Origin of the sequence: Bacillus sp. FSL K6-3200, assembly GCF_038630485.1 — a bacterium.
GTDB classification, from domain to species: Bacteria; Bacillota; Bacilli; order Bacillales; family Bacillaceae; genus Bacillus; species Bacillus safensis.
Genome location: NZ_CP152032.1, coordinates 479,269 through 493,806, shown reverse-complemented (window position 1 = coordinate 493,806; position 14,538 = coordinate 479,269). Strand labels below are relative to the sequence as shown.

Annotated in this window: 15 protein-coding genes; 7 read left to right on the top strand and 8 right to left on the bottom strand. The window is 40.4% G+C overall.

Features of this window, described 5'->3' with window-relative positions; translation table 11 throughout:
* Nucleotides 1–26 precede the first annotated feature (26 nt).
* The 4 genes from MHI60_RS02585 to MHI60_RS02570 form a co-directional block, all read right to left on the bottom strand.
* Nucleotides 27–902: a helix-turn-helix domain-containing protein gene (locus MHI60_RS02585; protein WP_095408102.1), complete on the bottom strand. Its 876-nt coding sequence runs from the start codon at nt 900–902 to the stop codon at nt 27–29.
* Nucleotides 903–922: 20 nt separating this feature from the next.
* The gene (locus MHI60_RS02580) at nt 923–1,132 is read right to left on the bottom strand and encodes a YheE family protein (protein ID WP_008348933.1); all 210 of its coding nucleotides are present in this window, start codon (nt 1,130–1,132) and stop codon (nt 923–925) included.
* Between the two features lie 152 nt (nt 1,133–1,284).
* Complete coding sequence (locus tag MHI60_RS02575; RefSeq protein WP_144485609.1) at nt 1,285–2,643, bottom strand: YheC/YheD family protein; 1,359 nt, start codon at nt 2,641–2,643, stop codon at nt 1,285–1,287.
* Nucleotides 2,600–3,712 (bottom strand): YheC/YheD family protein, encoded by a 1,113-nt coding sequence (locus tag MHI60_RS02570; protein ID WP_144485608.1) that lies wholly within the window; start codon nt 3,710–3,712, stop codon nt 2,600–2,602. Before MHI60_RS02570 ends, MHI60_RS02575 begins: the two co-directional genes overlap by 44 nt.
* A gap of 214 nt (nt 3,713–3,926) precedes the next feature.
* Here MHI60_RS02570 and MHI60_RS02565 point away from each other — a divergent pair, with 214 nt between their 5' ends.
* From MHI60_RS02565 to MHI60_RS02545, 5 genes are all read left to right on the top strand, one after another.
* The gene (locus tag MHI60_RS02565) at nt 3,927–5,060 is read left to right on the top strand and encodes a DUF445 family protein (protein ID WP_144485606.1); all 1,134 of its coding nucleotides are present in this window, start codon (nt 3,927–3,929) and stop codon (nt 5,058–5,060) included.
* Nucleotides 5,061–5,181: 121 nt separating this feature from the next.
* Complete coding sequence (locus MHI60_RS02560) at nt 5,182–5,538, top strand: YlbF family regulator (RefSeq protein ID WP_024425750.1); 357 nt, start codon at nt 5,182–5,184, stop codon at nt 5,536–5,538.
* Between the two features lie 450 nt (nt 5,539–5,988).
* Nucleotides 5,989–6,855 carry a Cof-type HAD-IIB family hydrolase gene (locus MHI60_RS02555; protein WP_024426575.1) on the top strand — a complete coding sequence of 289 codons (867 nt, stop codon included), beginning with the start codon at nt 5,989–5,991 and terminating at the stop codon, nt 6,853–6,855.
* Between the two features lie 114 nt (nt 6,856–6,969).
* On the top strand, nt 6,970–8,469 hold the full coding sequence (locus tag MHI60_RS02550) for a coproporphyrinogen III oxidase (protein WP_144485666.1): 1,500 nt from the start codon (nt 6,970–6,972) through the stop codon (nt 8,467–8,469).
* Nucleotides 8,470–8,544: 75 nt separating this feature from the next.
* Nucleotides 8,545–9,819: a SidA/IucD/PvdA family monooxygenase gene (locus MHI60_RS02545; RefSeq protein ID WP_144485604.1), complete on the top strand. Its 1,275-nt coding sequence runs from the start codon at nt 8,545–8,547 to the stop codon at nt 9,817–9,819.
* 37 nt (nt 9,820–9,856) lie between these two features.
* Here MHI60_RS02545 and MHI60_RS02540 read toward each other — a convergent pair whose 3' ends face one another.
* The 3 genes from MHI60_RS02540 to MHI60_RS02530 all read right to left on the bottom strand — a co-directional run bounded on the left by MHI60_RS02540 (nt 9,857) and on the right by MHI60_RS02530 (nt 11,971).
* Nucleotides 9,857–11,080 carry a cation:proton antiporter gene (locus MHI60_RS02540; RefSeq protein ID WP_095408109.1) on the bottom strand — a complete coding sequence of 408 codons (1,224 nt, stop codon included), beginning with the start codon at nt 11,078–11,080 and terminating at the stop codon, nt 9,857–9,859.
* Between the two features lie 3 nt (nt 11,081–11,083).
* Nucleotides 11,084–11,581, bottom strand: coding sequence for a cation:proton antiporter regulatory subunit (locus tag MHI60_RS02535; RefSeq protein WP_024425442.1), 498 nt, complete (start codon nt 11,579–11,581; stop codon nt 11,084–11,086).
* 63 nt (nt 11,582–11,644) lie between these two features.
* Nucleotides 11,645–11,971, bottom strand: a complete 327-nt coding sequence (locus tag MHI60_RS02530; RefSeq protein ID WP_238409470.1) for a potassium:proton antiporter — start codon at nt 11,969–11,971, stop codon at nt 11,645–11,647.
* 180 nt (nt 11,972–12,151) lie between these two features.
* Between MHI60_RS02530 and MHI60_RS02525 the strand changes: the two genes are divergently transcribed.
* Nucleotides 12,152–12,925 carry an enoyl-CoA hydratase gene (locus tag MHI60_RS02525; RefSeq protein ID WP_095408112.1) on the top strand — a complete coding sequence of 258 codons (774 nt, stop codon included), beginning with the start codon at nt 12,152–12,154 and terminating at the stop codon, nt 12,923–12,925.
* Nucleotides 12,926–12,956: 31 nt separating this feature from the next.
* On the opposite strand, the gene MHI60_RS02520 is transcribed toward MHI60_RS02525, so the two are convergent.
* Nucleotides 12,957–13,145, bottom strand: coding sequence for a YhzD family protein (locus MHI60_RS02520; RefSeq protein WP_041117003.1), 189 nt, complete (start codon nt 13,143–13,145; stop codon nt 12,957–12,959).
* Between the two features lie 172 nt (nt 13,146–13,317).
* Between MHI60_RS02520 and MHI60_RS02515 the strand changes: the two genes are divergently transcribed.
* Nucleotides 13,318–14,532 (top strand): DNA repair exonuclease, encoded by a 1,215-nt coding sequence (locus tag MHI60_RS02515; RefSeq protein ID WP_144485602.1) that lies wholly within the window; start codon nt 13,318–13,320, stop codon nt 14,530–14,532.
* Nucleotides 14,533–14,538 lie beyond the last annotated feature (6 nt).

Below are 14,538 nucleotides of genomic sequence, written 5' to 3'. Positions count from 1 at the left end.
GGGCATGATGCTCATGCTTTCGTTCTTTATGAAAGATCGAGTAGAGTCATCATTAAATAAGCAGCTGATGCTTCTGAAAAATGTCGTATATCTAGCCCAGTGCGCTCAATAAATTTATCAATTCGATATTGAAGACTGTTTCTGTGAACATATAACGCTTTTGCTGCCTGGGATGCGTTTAAGTTACATTGCATATAGGTCATGAGAGTGCGGTAAACATCCCGGTCAAAGACCGCTTCTTTAAAAGCATCTGAAATAGCATGAGAGAGGGCGGATGCATCATAACAAATGAATGATGGCAGACATTGATAAAATGTGGCAACTCCTGACCTAAACTTGTCTCGCTTCATATGGTGCAAAAAGAGCTGTTGTTCATTTAATAATCTCATCTGTAAATGGTCATTTGGCAAATGCAGCTGCCCTTGTATAAAGACTGAGTCCGTTAAAAAATCACTTGTAATGGCTAGAGACAAATCATTTAACTGATCTAATTGACTATTTTCTGCTGTAGCGTCTGGTTGAATCAGCATAGCTGTTTCAGAGCCTGTCCATATGAAATGAGTATGTTCGAGGCTGTTATTCACAGCCTCTTTTATTTGCTGTCTTTGTTCTTCTTGATGGATCATCTGAAAATAATAAACACGGACGGGATGTTGGACAGTTAGTGGTTTGTTTTCAAAAAGATAGCTGAACCATTTTTGTTCATCCTCGGTCTGCGCTTTTTGAATTAGATCAATTGGTGTAAGAAAAGAATTGAGAAGAAGTGTTTCTCTTGCTGTAAGCTCCGATTTGTCTACTCCAAATATTTCGCCTTCGTCTGTTTGATACCAAAGAATTTGTTTGTCATGAGTAGGTGAGCTGATGATATGGTCTCCGTAAACAAGCTTTAATTTTTCTAACATGGCGGGGCTCCTTAAACAGTTTAATCATAGACATGGAATAGCATTAATTCGTGGATTTCTTCTTTTAAGGTTGGTTCAACTTCATGGGGCGGAAGCTGAGATCCCCATTCAATGTCACCTGTTTTGTGGTAGATGCCTTCATAGTGCGAACCATTGTGAAAAAAGGATATTTTCCAGCCTGGCAATTGTGCTTTCTTAAAAAGGGGTTTCCATTGAAAATGAGAAATCATATCATCATTGCCTCCTTGCTTTTATTGATGAAACAATAAACAAACACGACAACACGGAAACAACCTTGAACTTGATATTATTGTATCTCATCTCATGAAAAGAGCATAGAAAAAGCATAAATTTAAGAGCACCGACATGTGACAAAAAAGCGTCAGTAGACGTTGGCGTGATTTGAAGTGGTGAGTGCTGTTTCTGAAAGGTAAGATGCGTAATCCATGATTCTTTTCCCGATCAACCATTCTGATTTTTTCAAAGAGACATGCTGGAAAATCTCTCGACCAGGGCGAGAATTGGCTTCGAACATCCAAATTGCACCTGCTTGATCAATGCCTAAGTCAAAACCAATTTCACCAATATGCCCGGTCATTTTTTCATCTATCACCTGGCTAAGCGTGATGGCAGTATGAGAAAGCTGCTGTAAAATCTGCAAACGTTTCTTTTCTTCTGGAAAGACAGCATAAAGTGTTTTCACCGTTCCCCCATGTAAATGGTGAGTCGTGATGGTGTGATCTCCAGCAACTTTTGCTGCTGCTGCTGTAACTGTCCAATCACCATCTTTATTTTTATTCGTATGAACTCTGAAATCCATCGGTTGATTGTCTATTTGAAGAAGCTCAATGCCTTGTTGTGCAATAAAATCATGAATTGCATGATCCTTTCGCAGCCTTTGAACAAACTGATCTATTGAATCATATGGAATAGCCCTTCCAAAATTTGAGTGCACAGTGATTCCGTGGTTTTCCTTCTTTAACTGATAAATTCCGTCTCCATGACTTCCGTTTGTCGGTTTTAAGTATATAACTTGATGCAGATGGAGGAGTGTTTCAATTTTACTAAGAGCGTCCACGGGATCTAATTGTACAGAATGTGGGAGAAAGGACCATGTTTTTTCATCTGTTAATAGCTGTTCATGAATCTCCCATTTGTTAAAAAAGTAAGGGTTGAACCAAGGGATATCATAGTCTTGGGTGAGTTTTCTCTTCGTTTCTTGAATGAGTGCTGACTGAGCAGCCTTTCTATTTGGAAGCCGGTCATAAATGACTGACGGCAGGGGAAGCTGTTTTTTAACCCATGAATCTTGCTGATACACCAATCCTTCTACAATTCCTTTTTCCCAATCAATAGAATGTGACCCAAAAAGATAGGCAAAACCAGCATGCTGCCTGAAAGAATGCAGCAGTTTGATGAAAAATTCTGATCTCGTTCCTAATGGCTGCGTGCTTTGCTCAAAACCTGCAGTGAAAATGCCTATCAACGGCCCTATAAAAAGTGTATGGTCAATGATGATCACTTCAGCTTTTGATTTGTAAGGAATCAGTACATCTCTGTATAGATCTTCAGATAATAAAATTTTATTTGAATGCTGATGATAGGAAATGTTGAAGCCATCTACTAAACGGGATCCTAGAGCAAGAGAATGGATGGCATCTTTCTGTTTATAATGGATGGGTAGATGGATTGTTTTTTTACTTGTGAGGTGTGGGGCGATGATGCAGCGATTTTTGTTCATAAGAACTCTCCTTCGGTTGAGACTTCATCGATTGCGCATGTTCAAGAATGGTACGAATCAATTGATGTTCCTTTTCAGGATAAGCTTTTAAAAAAGCGGATCGCCCTGGCTTTGATCTGATATTTGATATGAATAGTCTGCCTTCATTTGTATGAAGTAAGTCTACTGCGAATTCAAAGCAAGGAGAGTAGGTTTTATCTATATAAGCTGGGATTGATGCTTGAATGGATGCAATATCATCTAAAAGGAGCTCCTTGATGGGTGGCTGCAATGTATTTAGATAGTGTTCAAAGCCTATCACAGGACTTGATATTTGTGTATGACGTAAAAGACTATTTTTTGCAGGTGATTTTGTGTGAATCCCCATGCGTTTCCATTGATTTTGTGAATCTTTCATAAGAAAAATCCTGATTTCATTGAATAAAAGTTCTTTTTGATTATTCGTGTTGAAAAATTGAAGGAAGTACCGGCCTGTATATTTTTTGCACCAGCGCTCCATCTCTGACGCACGAGAAAATGTAATGGTTTGGTTGGAATTTAGCTGAACGGTGAATGTTGATATGCCATCAAAGGAAATGAAGTAAGTAGATGCTGCATGCTGCTGGGAAAGAGGCTGCATTTTACAAAAACCGCGAGCCCCGTTCTCCCTTACCATATTGATCAGGTCTGAGGGCTCTTTTAATAACGAGCAGCCAGGTAAATATGGCTGTAAAGAAGAGAGAAGACGGAGCTGCTCAAATAGCACCATTTTATTTGAAATGCCGGTATTCAAAAAATCCGTTTTTGGATACTTTTTTAGCCATTCCATGATGGGTTTTGCTTTTTTAGATTGTGCGTCATGCCGGTAAAGACATCGGTCGTAAATCAAGTCGGGGATCGGAAATTGTGCGTCGGCAAACCCTTGGCCATTCGTATATGTTTGGCCTTTTATCAAATTTGAAGCCGGCTTTAAATCAAATGGTGTAAAACGAACAACCTTTAAACGATAAGAAGGGGCAGCTTTAGCGAGCTCACGTGTAAATGCCTCTTCATACTGCGGAGAAAGGGTCACAATACCTAATGTTGTCATTAAAAAACACCTTCTTTTCAACTTCTTTTTTTACCATCACAAAAACATTTTTTTATGATTTTACATAAAGCTTGCGCTCCTTTATCATTACGACAGATCGCTTGATCATATGTCTCGCTGCATGCTTCATTTGCTTGGGAACTTGACAACCACTATAATACGTATAGATCAAAACAATAAACTTCGGGTGTTGTTTGAAAGGTAGATGACGACTTTGAATATATTCACAACGTTTATCTTTATGATTGTTATTGGCGCAGTCATAGGAGCAGCGACAAACCATCTTGCAATTAAAATGCTTTTTCGGCCTTATAAGCCATATTACTTATTCGGAAAACAGGTTCCATTTACACCAGGGCTTATCCCTAAAAGAAGAGACGAAGTAGCCAAGCAGGTTGGTGTCATGGTTATGGAGCATTTGCTCACGCCAGAAGGTATTCAAAAGCGATTTGAATCATCGGAGGCAAAGCAGGAGATCCTGCGTACAGTCCATCGATATATTGACAAAGGCGCACATATGGAGATCACCGTATTCTCCCTGTTAGAAAAATTCGGCGTTCCACAGGCTGACGTCAAAGCAGATAGATGGCTCCATCAGTGGTCTGATCAGAAGCTCAGTTCACTGCTTGAAACATATAATCAGCAAACTTTATCTGAATTGCTCCCGGTAGAAGTGGAAACCAAAATATCATCAAAAATTCCAGATGCAGCAGATTATATTTTAAAGAGAGGCATTCATTATTTTGAAAGTGATGAAGGCAAAGCAAGGCTCGGCAATATGATCGATGATTTCTTAAAAGAACGGGGAATGCTTGGCAGTATGGTCCAAATGTTCTTAGGGAATTCAAGCTTAATTGATCGTGTACATCCCGAAATCATCAAGTTCTTAAGAAACGCAGAAACAAAAAGATTTTTATCAGATTTACTTGTTCAAGAATGGGACAAGGTGAAGCTATTTTCTCTTCATGAGCTTGATGAAAAATGGAATGTGAAGGAACTTATTTTTAGTGTGAAAAATCAATTACTTTCTCATTTTTCTACAAAGCTGATATTAGACAAACCAGTTGGAGCATATGTCAGTGCTGTAGCGGATGACCTTAAAACACATTTTGCGCCAGTGTTGATTCATAAGGGGATCGAAGCGGTTTCAAATGCTTTAGAGGGTCTGCTTGCAAAGCTGCAATTTGAAGATATCATTCGTGAACAAATTGAACTTTTTCCGCTTGAAAAAATGGAAGAGCTTGTAGTCAGCATCTCGAATAAGGAGCTGAAGATGATTACATTTCTAGGCGGTCTTTTAGGCGGGATGATTGGTGCTATCCAGGCTGTTTTTGTGACGCTATTCTAAGTCAAGCTGGAGAAATTTTGATGAATTCATTGTATATATGTGAAACGAAAGCCATAGTTTGTTATAGTGGAGTGGTGTCCGCCGATCATATCGGTGATAACGGATAGAAAGGAGACATAACATGTCTGTAAATCTTTATGATGTTGCATATGACCTTGAAAAAGCATTGCGTCATAGCGAAGAATATTCAACTTTAAGAAATCTTTATGATGAGGTAAACGCGGATGAGTCCTCTAAAAGAATGTTTGAGAACTTCCGTGACATTCAAGTAAACCTTCAACAAAAACAAATGACTGGTCAAGAGATCACACAAGAAGAAGTGGAGCAAGCTCAAAAAACAGTTGCTCTTGTTCAGCAGCACGACAAAATCTCTCAGTTGATGGAAGCAGAACAACGTGTGAGTGTACTTATCGGTGAATTAAATAAAATTATCATGAAGCCACTTGAAGAGCTTTATGGGAATCCAGAAGAAAACTAATTGAAAGGGCGATGTTATTCGCCCTTTTTTGTATTATCTTTCTCCTGAATATCTTTTAAAAAAAGGTTGTCGAAGCTCATAAATTCTGCGATAATACTTATATTGAAAGTGCTTTCAAAAAGGCGCTCTCAAGGGACAATTGGGTGCGTTTCACTTGGGATTTATGGCGGTGAGCCAAACGAGAGAGAAGCGCTTCTGGGAGAAACGCAAAGCATCATAAGGGGATCTGATATAAGCAATGCTTTGGTGTGTAAAAGATAAGGGGATCATGGGGAGCTTCATCACTCCATTGTAACGCATCCAAACCATACATAAAAAAAAGCCTAGGGGTAGGCTTTTTTTATTTATCAATTATTCATAACTTGGGGCTCTTTCAACTGCATGTTCTAAAGCACCAAGCTAGGGCATATCCTCATCGTAAGTACAGTCATCAAGAAGGGGGATGCCTCAGTGTCAAAAAAACTACTTGCACTCAATATAGATGGGACGTTACTTCGTTCCAATGGTAAAATCCATTCCGCTACAAAAGAAGCTGTGGAATATGTTAAGAAAAAAGGGGTTTATGTGACAATTGTCACCAACCGGCATTTTCGTTCCGCTCAAAAAATTGCCAAGGCGTTGAAGATTCCAACATCAACCCTTGTGACGCATAGTGGTGCATTTATCGCCGATAAACTCGATGAGCCGCTTCATGTGAAGAAATTAACGGAAGAAAAGACATTTAATCTTGTGCAAATCCTTGAAAGCTTCGATTGTAATGTCCGCTTGCTGCATGAAAAATTCTCGATCGGCAACCGGAAGAAAACGCAGTCTCAGCTGATGGGCAAGACGTTAATTCATCCGTCTGATCCAATTTTCTATCCCGTTCAATTTGTTGAATCGTTAAGTGATATGCTGATGGATGAACCGGTCAGTACACCAGTGATTGAAGTATATTCGACCGCGGAGCTTCAGCCTGAGATTCACAGGACCATTCAACAAGCATTTCCATCTGTTGACCTTATTAGGATCAGTGATGAGAAAATGAATATTGTATGCAAAGGGGTTTCGAAAGAAGCGGGACTTTCTCTTTTAACCTCTGCACTCGGTTTTACTTTAGAAGATACGGTCGTCATTGGTCATGGAACAGATGACATTCCAATGCTTGAATTGGCTGGTTTAGGTGTTGCTATGGGCAATGCCTCCAATGATGTCAAGCGTAAAGCCGATTGGGTGACGCGCTCGCATGATGAACAGGGTGTGGCTTATATGATCAAGGAATACTTTAGAATGCAGCAAAGAGAAGGATTTTTACATCAATTCGATATTAAGAGATAATACAGTGAAGGCCTTGTCAATCAAGAAATGACAGGGCCTTCGTCTTGTTCCCTTCATTGCTTTTCCTACATGAATTTTGTAAAATGAAACAAGTTTGAAGATAAAGGTGATATGATGCGAATTTTAATTAAAGGGCTGTCAGATGAACGATTTCATCGCCCGCTTGTCAATATAGCCAATTTATTTGAAGAAGATAGTGAAGTGATGTTTGATCCAGGTGAATTGGATGATGGTTTGGTCATGGAATTTAGTTGGAAAGAAGAAAATGGAATGGTGGAAGCATCTGGTCATATCGATGGATCAGACATCACCAGTCGTTTTTCGCGGGATGTCCCAGAGAGCTTGAACGATAAGGAGCGCTGGAAGCAAATCAAAAACACAGTGCTGTCTGTTTATTTACACTTGCTTCAGGAGCACACAGGAATGACACAAAAGTGGGGGATTCTCACAGGAATACGTCCTACGAAATTGCTTCATAAGATGCTGAGAGAAGGCATGTCAAAGGAAGATGCACATGCTGCATTAAAGCGTGATTACTTGATTCATGATGAAAAAATCAATTTGATGCAGGAGATTGTCGATCGTCAGCTTAAAGCCATTCCAGATCTGTATGACCTTCAGCAGGAAGTGAGTATTTATATTGGCATTCCTTTCTGCCCCACAAAATGTGCTTATTGCACGTTCCCTGCTTACGCCATTAAAGGACAAGCTGGTAGAGTGGGAACGTTTTTGTTTGGTCTGCATTATGAAATGCAAAAAATGGGCGCATGGCTAAAAGAACACGGGATCAAAGTGACGACCGTTTACTTTGGCGGAGGCACGCCAACGAGCATCACAGCGGAAGAAATGGATGTGCTGTATGAAGAAATGTACCGCTCGTTCCCTGATGTGAAGCATATACGGGAAGTGACTGTCGAAGCAGGTCGTCCTGATACGATTTCACCTGATAAGCTAGAGGTGCTAAACCGCTACAATATTGACCGGATTAGCATTAACCCGCAATCGTATGAGAATGAAACACTAAAGGCTATTGGCCGGCATCATAGTGTGGAAGAAACGATTGAAAAGTATCACTTATCAAGACAGTACGGCATGAATAATATCAATATGGATTTAATCATTGGATTGCCGGGAGAAGGGCTCAAAGAATTTCAACACTCCTTGCAGCAGACTGAAGAGCTCAAGCCTGAATCTTTGACTGTGCATACACTCTCCTTTAAAAGAGCATCTGAAATGACGCGCAATAAGGAGAAATACCAAGTAGCAGACCGAGAAGAAATCACACGTATGATGGATGAAGCGGTCACTTGGACGAAAGCACATCAATATCACCCTTATTATTTATATAGACAAAAAAATATTTTGGGAAATCTCGAAAATGTCGGGTATTCATTAGATGGACAGGAAAGCTTGTATAATATCATTATCATGGAAGAAGTACAGACAATCATTGGCATTGGGTGCGGTGCAGCAAGTAAATTCATTGATCCACGGTCAGGAAAAATTACGCAGTATGCCAATCCAAAAGATCCAAAATCGTATAATGACCGGTATGAACACTATACAGAAGAGAAAATTCAATTCCTTGAATCATTATTTGTTTCTCACGTTTAAACACTGCGATGACGCAGTGTTTTTTTCATTTGTAAAAGGGTATATAAGTGATAAAAAGTTAAAGCAGGTGTACATATGATAGATGTGATCGGAATTGGGATTGGGCCCGCCAATTTAGGGTTGGCCGCTTTGTTAGAGGAGTATGAGGATGTCTCATGCTGTTTTTTTGAACAAGAGTCTGAGTTTGCTTGGCATCCTGGTATGCTGATCAAAGGAACGGATTTGCAAGTTTCCTTTTTAGCAGACCTTGTCACAATGGCGAATCCAAGGAGCAGGTATACATTTTTAAATTATTTACATGAATCAAATAGACTTCACCGGTTCTATACATTTGAGCAGTTTGATATCCCGCGGAGAGAATTTAATGAGTATTTATCATGGGTGGCAGGAGAATTAGACAGCTGTCAGTTCGGGATGAAGGTAGAAGAAGTGACGGACTGCCAAGATGGCTACCTTGTGAAAGTCAGACGGCTGAACGATGGATCGCTTTCTGAGTATCGTGCAAAGCATGTCGTGTTAGGCACAGGAAGCAAACCAATGATTCCAGTCGATGTGCCTGAAGCAGCACGTCCATATGTGACCCATAGCAGCCGTTATTTAGATCAGCAGAAATCACTTCACGAAGCTGAGTCGGTGGCGGTGATCGGCTCAGGGCAGAGTGCAGCTGAAATTTTCTTAGATCTGCTTCAGCATCAAAAGAAAGGACAGCAGCTTTCATGGTTTACGCGTTCTAGTGAATTTAGAGAGCTGGAGACGGCAGAACTTGGCCAAGAACTTTTCACACCAAAGTATGTCGAGTATTTTCATTCGCTTCCTTATGAAGAACGTATGAACACATTGCCTAGGCTGACAGGATTAAGAAATGGCATAGATGCATCAACGCTTTCGCGCATTTATCAGGAGCTGTATCATCGCTCCGTTTCAGGTGAGGAGCCATCTGTGCTCATTCAGCCAATGACCGAGCTTGAAGCGATTCAAATAGGAGAGCATCAGCCTTTGGAGCTGCACCTCAGACAGTGGCAGCTGAAGAAAGAAAAAAGCATAACAGCAGATCATGCCGTATTAGCTACAGGGTACACACCGAATATTCCTGAATGGTTTAGCGCATATGAATCTTTGATTGAATGGGAAAGTGACGAACATTTTAAAGTGACAGACGATTTCAGACTTGTGTTCCAAGACAAGCGCTCAAATCATTTCTTTACATTCACGAATCTTGATCATTCTCACGGAACAGCGGCGACCAATTTAAAACTATCGATTTACCGCAACCAGAAAGTGATTCAAACCATTCGCGGGGTCGAGGAAGCGCCAGTCAAACAAGAAACAGCATTTCAGCAATTTGAATAACACATAAAAAAGGGCCCAAGCATAGGGCCCTTTTTCATTAGATCGTCGTTTCTTTTTTTACTTTTGGTTTATCAGGTTTCCATTTGAAGATTTTGTTTAGGATTTGATAGATTTTCTTAGATTCTTTCGTTACGAGCGGTCCTAAGATCGCAAGGATTAAGACATACAATGCAGCAAAGGGCTTCAAAGTAGCGGCAAGTCCGCCCGCAATGCCAAGTTCGGCAACAATGATTGAAAACTCTCCTCTCGATACGATGGTTAATCCAATATTAGAAGAGGCTTTATGAGAAAATCCAGCTCTCCGTCCAGCAAACATTCCTGCAGTGAAGTTTCCAATTAAGGTAAGAATCACAGCGCCGATTGCAAGCCAGAAGGCATCACCTAATGTAAATGGATCGATACTGAGACCAAAGCTGAAAAAGAACATCGCTCCAAAGAAATCTCTAAACGGCACCACGAGATGCTCGATGCGGTCAGAGTGCTCTGTTTCTGAGAAAACAAGACCAAGTAAGAGAGCCCCAATAGCCTCTGCTACATGAATCGTTTCTGAGAAACCAGCGACAAAGAACAAAGCCGCAAAAATCACAATGATGAACACTTCGTTCGAACGGATATCAAACAACTTGTTTAATAGTTTTGGCAGCTTCCGCGCAATGATAAAGAAAAGCATCATATAACCAAAAGCGATTAAAATTGATAATAAGGCACCGCCAACAGTAGTGGCATCTCCAAGGACAAGACCTGATACGACGGATAAATAAACGGCAAGGAAAATATCCTCAAACATAATAATCCCTAGAATTAACTCTGTTTCAGGATTCGCCGTCCGTTTCAAATCGACAAGGACTTTGGCCACAATGGCGCTGGATGAAATGGTGATCACCCCTGCCATAATGAGAACCTCAAGGAATCCAAACCCTGTGATAAAACCGTAGAGCAATCCTAAGCTGAAGTTGATCAAAATATAAATAGATCCGCCGACTGCAATGGATTTACCCGATTTAATGAGCTTTCCGACAGAGAACTCAAGTCCAAGATAGAAAAGAAGGAACAGGACGCCCATTCTGCCAAAAAACGAAATAATCTCTGTGCTTTCGATAAATTTCAAATCAATGATCCCGATGGTTGGAGCATGCGGCCCAACAATCATTCCGAGGACAATGAGAAAAGGGATGATAGAAAATTTAATTTTATTGGCGATTAAGCTGGCGATGGCGATAAGAATAAGCGCCGTCCCAACTTCAAAGACTAAATGATCCATTCATCACTCTCCCCCTCTAGAAAGAAAATCACGTACCAATCGCTTCAAGTGTTTTCTTTCGCCTGAAATGACCATCGTATCATTTGCTTGAATAATCGAATCGGCACCAGGGTTGAGTAATTTTTCATTTGTATGCTTAATGATCGCAATCACGGTCACTTCATAATTTTGTCTCACATCTAAATCACCGAGTGTATGTCCAACCGCTTTTGCACCTTTTTCCACCTTAAACCATTCAATAATCAAGTCATTGAAGGCCATTTCAATGGTTTCTAATGCCTGAGGTTTATACACCATACCGCCGATAATAGCAGCGATTTGCCGGGATTCAGCATCATCGAGAGAAATGGTAGACAGCACTTCATCTGGATCATCATCGTCAAAACGATAAATTTCCCGTCTGCCATCATCATGAATCACAATCGTCATCTTTTCTCTATTTCTCGTTTCAATTTCAAATTTCTTTCCGATCCCAGGAAGATCATTCTCTTTAATGTTCATTTTATCCCTCCGAATTTGATAGGTTGTGTTTTTCATATAGTCATACGGATGAAATAAAATGAATCAGTAGAGGTAATTAGATTGATACATAACGGGGATTGCACACTTCATTTCCAAAAAACATAGATCAATGGATAATGCAGCTGATGGGGCAGGCTTTAACAGAAAAGCTTTAGAATCCGCCATTGATAATCTGTCCTTCAACAGAATGGATGAGGCATGTTTTTTTGAAAATGATGGTGTCTTCACAGCATTGATTTCTTCATCATAGATGGATGGAGAAATAAGACTAGGTGTGCTCGCTTCAGCCTGTGAAGCAAAAACGACATTTGAAAAAGGAGAAAACATGACGATGAAGCTAACCAATATCATGATGGAACATCTGATCAATCATCCTCCTCCTTTCAAATTTATTTTCTTTCTTTTTTTACTATATAAAAATATATTTCTTGTTTCAATCATTATGCTTATTTTAGTATCAATTGATCTTGAAATTTTTTATTTAGAGAAAAAGGTTTTACTTGATGGAAATGGAAGTAAGTTATGAGCTTTTAAAGAAAAGGGGGATGGATGATGACATATATCAATTGTCAGTTAGACGGGGATGTTTTTGAAATCGTTTTCAATAGGCCTGAAGCTTATAATTCGTTTCATGTGGACATGTTTACTGAATTCAAAGAAGCATGTGATGCAGCGGAGGAAAGCAGCGCAAAAGTCGTTGTCATCAAGGGAGCGGGAAAAGGATTTTCAGCAGGCGGAGATATTGGGATGATGCTCAAGCAGGAAAGTGAAGAAGATTTTCATCGTGTGATGGATTTGATCGAGGGAATTACACTTTCTCTAGCTGGTATGAAAAAAGTGACGATTGCGCTTGTCCACGGGTCAGCAGCAGGCCTCGCTTTTAGCTTTGCCCTAAGCTGTGACTACTTGTTTATGCATCAGGATGCAAAACTCGCCATGAATTTTAATGGAGTAGGATTAATACCAGATGGCGGGGGGCATTTTTTCCTCACAAAAAGAGTCAGTGAGCAAACCGCTAAACAATTGATTTGGAGCGGACAAAAGCTGCCAGCTGAAGAAGCGTTAAAGCTGCGCCTTGCAGACGGGGTGTTTCAGGATGAGGTCGATACGTACCAAAAAGTGTGTGTGAAGCCGTTTATGAACATGCCGCTTCAAGCCTTTATCGAAACAAAGATGATCTATTTCCAGCAGTCAGAATCAAAGCTCTTATCAGTTCTTCAAAAAGAGAGAGCAGCACAGGCAAGACTGAGAAAAAGTCATGATCACAAGGAAGGTATACAGGCCTTTTTAGATAAAAGACGACCAGTCTTTCAAAAAGCATAAATGAACATGAGGCCGGCAAAAGCCGGCTTTTTTAACGTTCAAATAAAAGCAGCTTGCCTGCTTGATCAACGAGTCGATGAGAATGCTTTGTGTATTGCTGTTCCATTAAGCGATGACGTCCTAATTCCTTTGCTTTCTCGTCACTATCCGCTGTGATTTTTTCATTTAATAAAGTCTCACCCGACCGGTCAAATACGGTTAAAAAGTATGTCTTCTCCATGCCTCATCTTCCTTTCCTCTCTTTTTTAATGTAATTAAACATGGAATAAGTCAAAACCTCTTTTTTAGCCCTTAAAAATGTGTTTTTTAGAATGAGAGTGATAGAACGTGCATTCGTAAAAATGGCATGATAAAATATGGACAATGACAGTATCGGACAAGGAGATAGACGTTTGACTAAGCTCACCTTTATTCATGCCGCAGATTTACATTTAGACAGCCCATTTGCAGGAATGTCGACTATACCTAGTTCCATATTTAAGCGGCTCAAAGAAAGTACATTTCAAAGTGCTAAGAACATCTTTGATCTCGCCGTTGAGCGGGCAGTAGACTTTGTGCTGCTGAGCGGAGATTTATTTGATGAATCCAATCGCAGCTTGAAAGCACAGCTGTTTTTAAGAAACCAGTTTGTAAGACTGCAAACACACGGGATTGAAGTCTTTATTATTTATGGGAATCATGATCATTTAGGCGGTGAATGGACACCGATTGAGTGGCCCGAGAATGTACATGTCTTTACGAGCAGTACACCAAGTGAGCTCTCCTATTATCGAGGGGATCAGCTTGTCGCGAGTATTTATGGGTTTAGCTACAAAGAGCGGGCTGTCTATGAAAATATGACATCTCATTATGTCAAAACGACAGATGCTGCCTATCACATTGCGATGCTTCACGGCACATTAGCCGGACAAGAAGGACATGATGCATATGCCCCATTTCAGCTTCAGCAGCTTATAGCGCGGGATTTCGATTATTGGGCGCTCGGACATATACATAAAAGAGCCCTTCTGCATGAAGACCCATATATTATTTACCCTGGTAATGTCCAGGGCAGACATATAAAAGAAACGGGAGAAAAAGGCTGTTATTTGATTCAACTCTCCGAAGATTCACGGGCAGCGGATTTTATTAGCTGTGCAGATATCATCTTTGAGAAACTGGCAATAGACATCACAGAAACGGCTCATATGACGGACCTTGTCACACTTGTGGAAAGCAAAATCAATGAACTGAAAGAGGACGGTATTCCTCATTTTGTGAGAATTGAATTGACTGGTGATGCGCCTTCTTATCTTGAGCATACGCAGCTTGAGGCCCTCGAGGAGCTGATGACTGTTTTTCATGAACAAGAGGAAGATGAAGATGTGTTTGTTTGGGTGATATCAATTGACTGCCGAACAAACGAGGAAGTGATCTATCCAGAAGATTCCTTTTTGAAGGAACTAACGGCAGAAATTGCTCAGTTTGAGTCATATGAAGAGCTGCTTTCACCGATCAAGCGTCACCCAACCTACAGGAAGTCAGGAAAAGCGCTCACACAAGAGGATGAATTGGATATAAAAGAAGAAGCACAAAGGCTGCTGACGGAACAGCTGAAACAATTATGAGAAAAG

Coding starts and splice junctions, on each gene's coding strand:
- MHI60_RS02540 (WP_095408109.1), bottom strand. CDS start 11,080: ATGGATCATTTAGTCTTTGAAGTTGGGACGGCGCTTATTCTTATCGCC.
- MHI60_RS02550 (WP_144485666.1), top strand. CDS start 6,970: ATGCGAATTTTAATTAAAGGGCTGTCAGATGAACGATTTCATCGCCCG.
- MHI60_RS02575 (WP_144485609.1), bottom strand. CDS start 2,643: ATGAACAAAAATCGCTGCATCATCGCCCCACACCTCACAAGTAAAAAA.
- MHI60_RS02535 (WP_024425442.1), bottom strand. CDS start 11,581: ATGAACATTAAAGAGAATGATCTTCCTGGGATCGGAAAGAAATTTGAA.
- MHI60_RS02560 (WP_024425750.1), top strand. CDS start 5,182: ATGTCTGTAAATCTTTATGATGTTGCATATGACCTTGAAAAAGCATTG.
- MHI60_RS02525 (WP_095408112.1), top strand. CDS start 12,152: ATGATGACATATATCAATTGTCAGTTAGACGGGGATGTTTTTGAAATC.
- MHI60_RS02520 (WP_041117003.1), bottom strand. CDS start 13,145: ATGGAGAAGACATACTTTTTAACCGTATTTGACCGGTCGGGTGAGACT.
- MHI60_RS02585 (WP_095408102.1), bottom strand. CDS start 902: ATGTTAGAAAAATTAAAGCTTGTTTACGGAGACCATATCATCAGCTCA.
- MHI60_RS02580 (WP_008348933.1), bottom strand. CDS start 1,132: ATGATTTCTCATTTTCAATGGAAACCCCTTTTTAAGAAAGCACAATTG.
- MHI60_RS02545 (WP_144485604.1), top strand. CDS start 8,545: ATGATAGATGTGATCGGAATTGGGATTGGGCCCGCCAATTTAGGGTTG.
- MHI60_RS02570 (WP_144485608.1), bottom strand. CDS start 3,712: ATGACAACATTAGGTATTGTGACCCTTTCTCCGCAGTATGAAGAGGCA.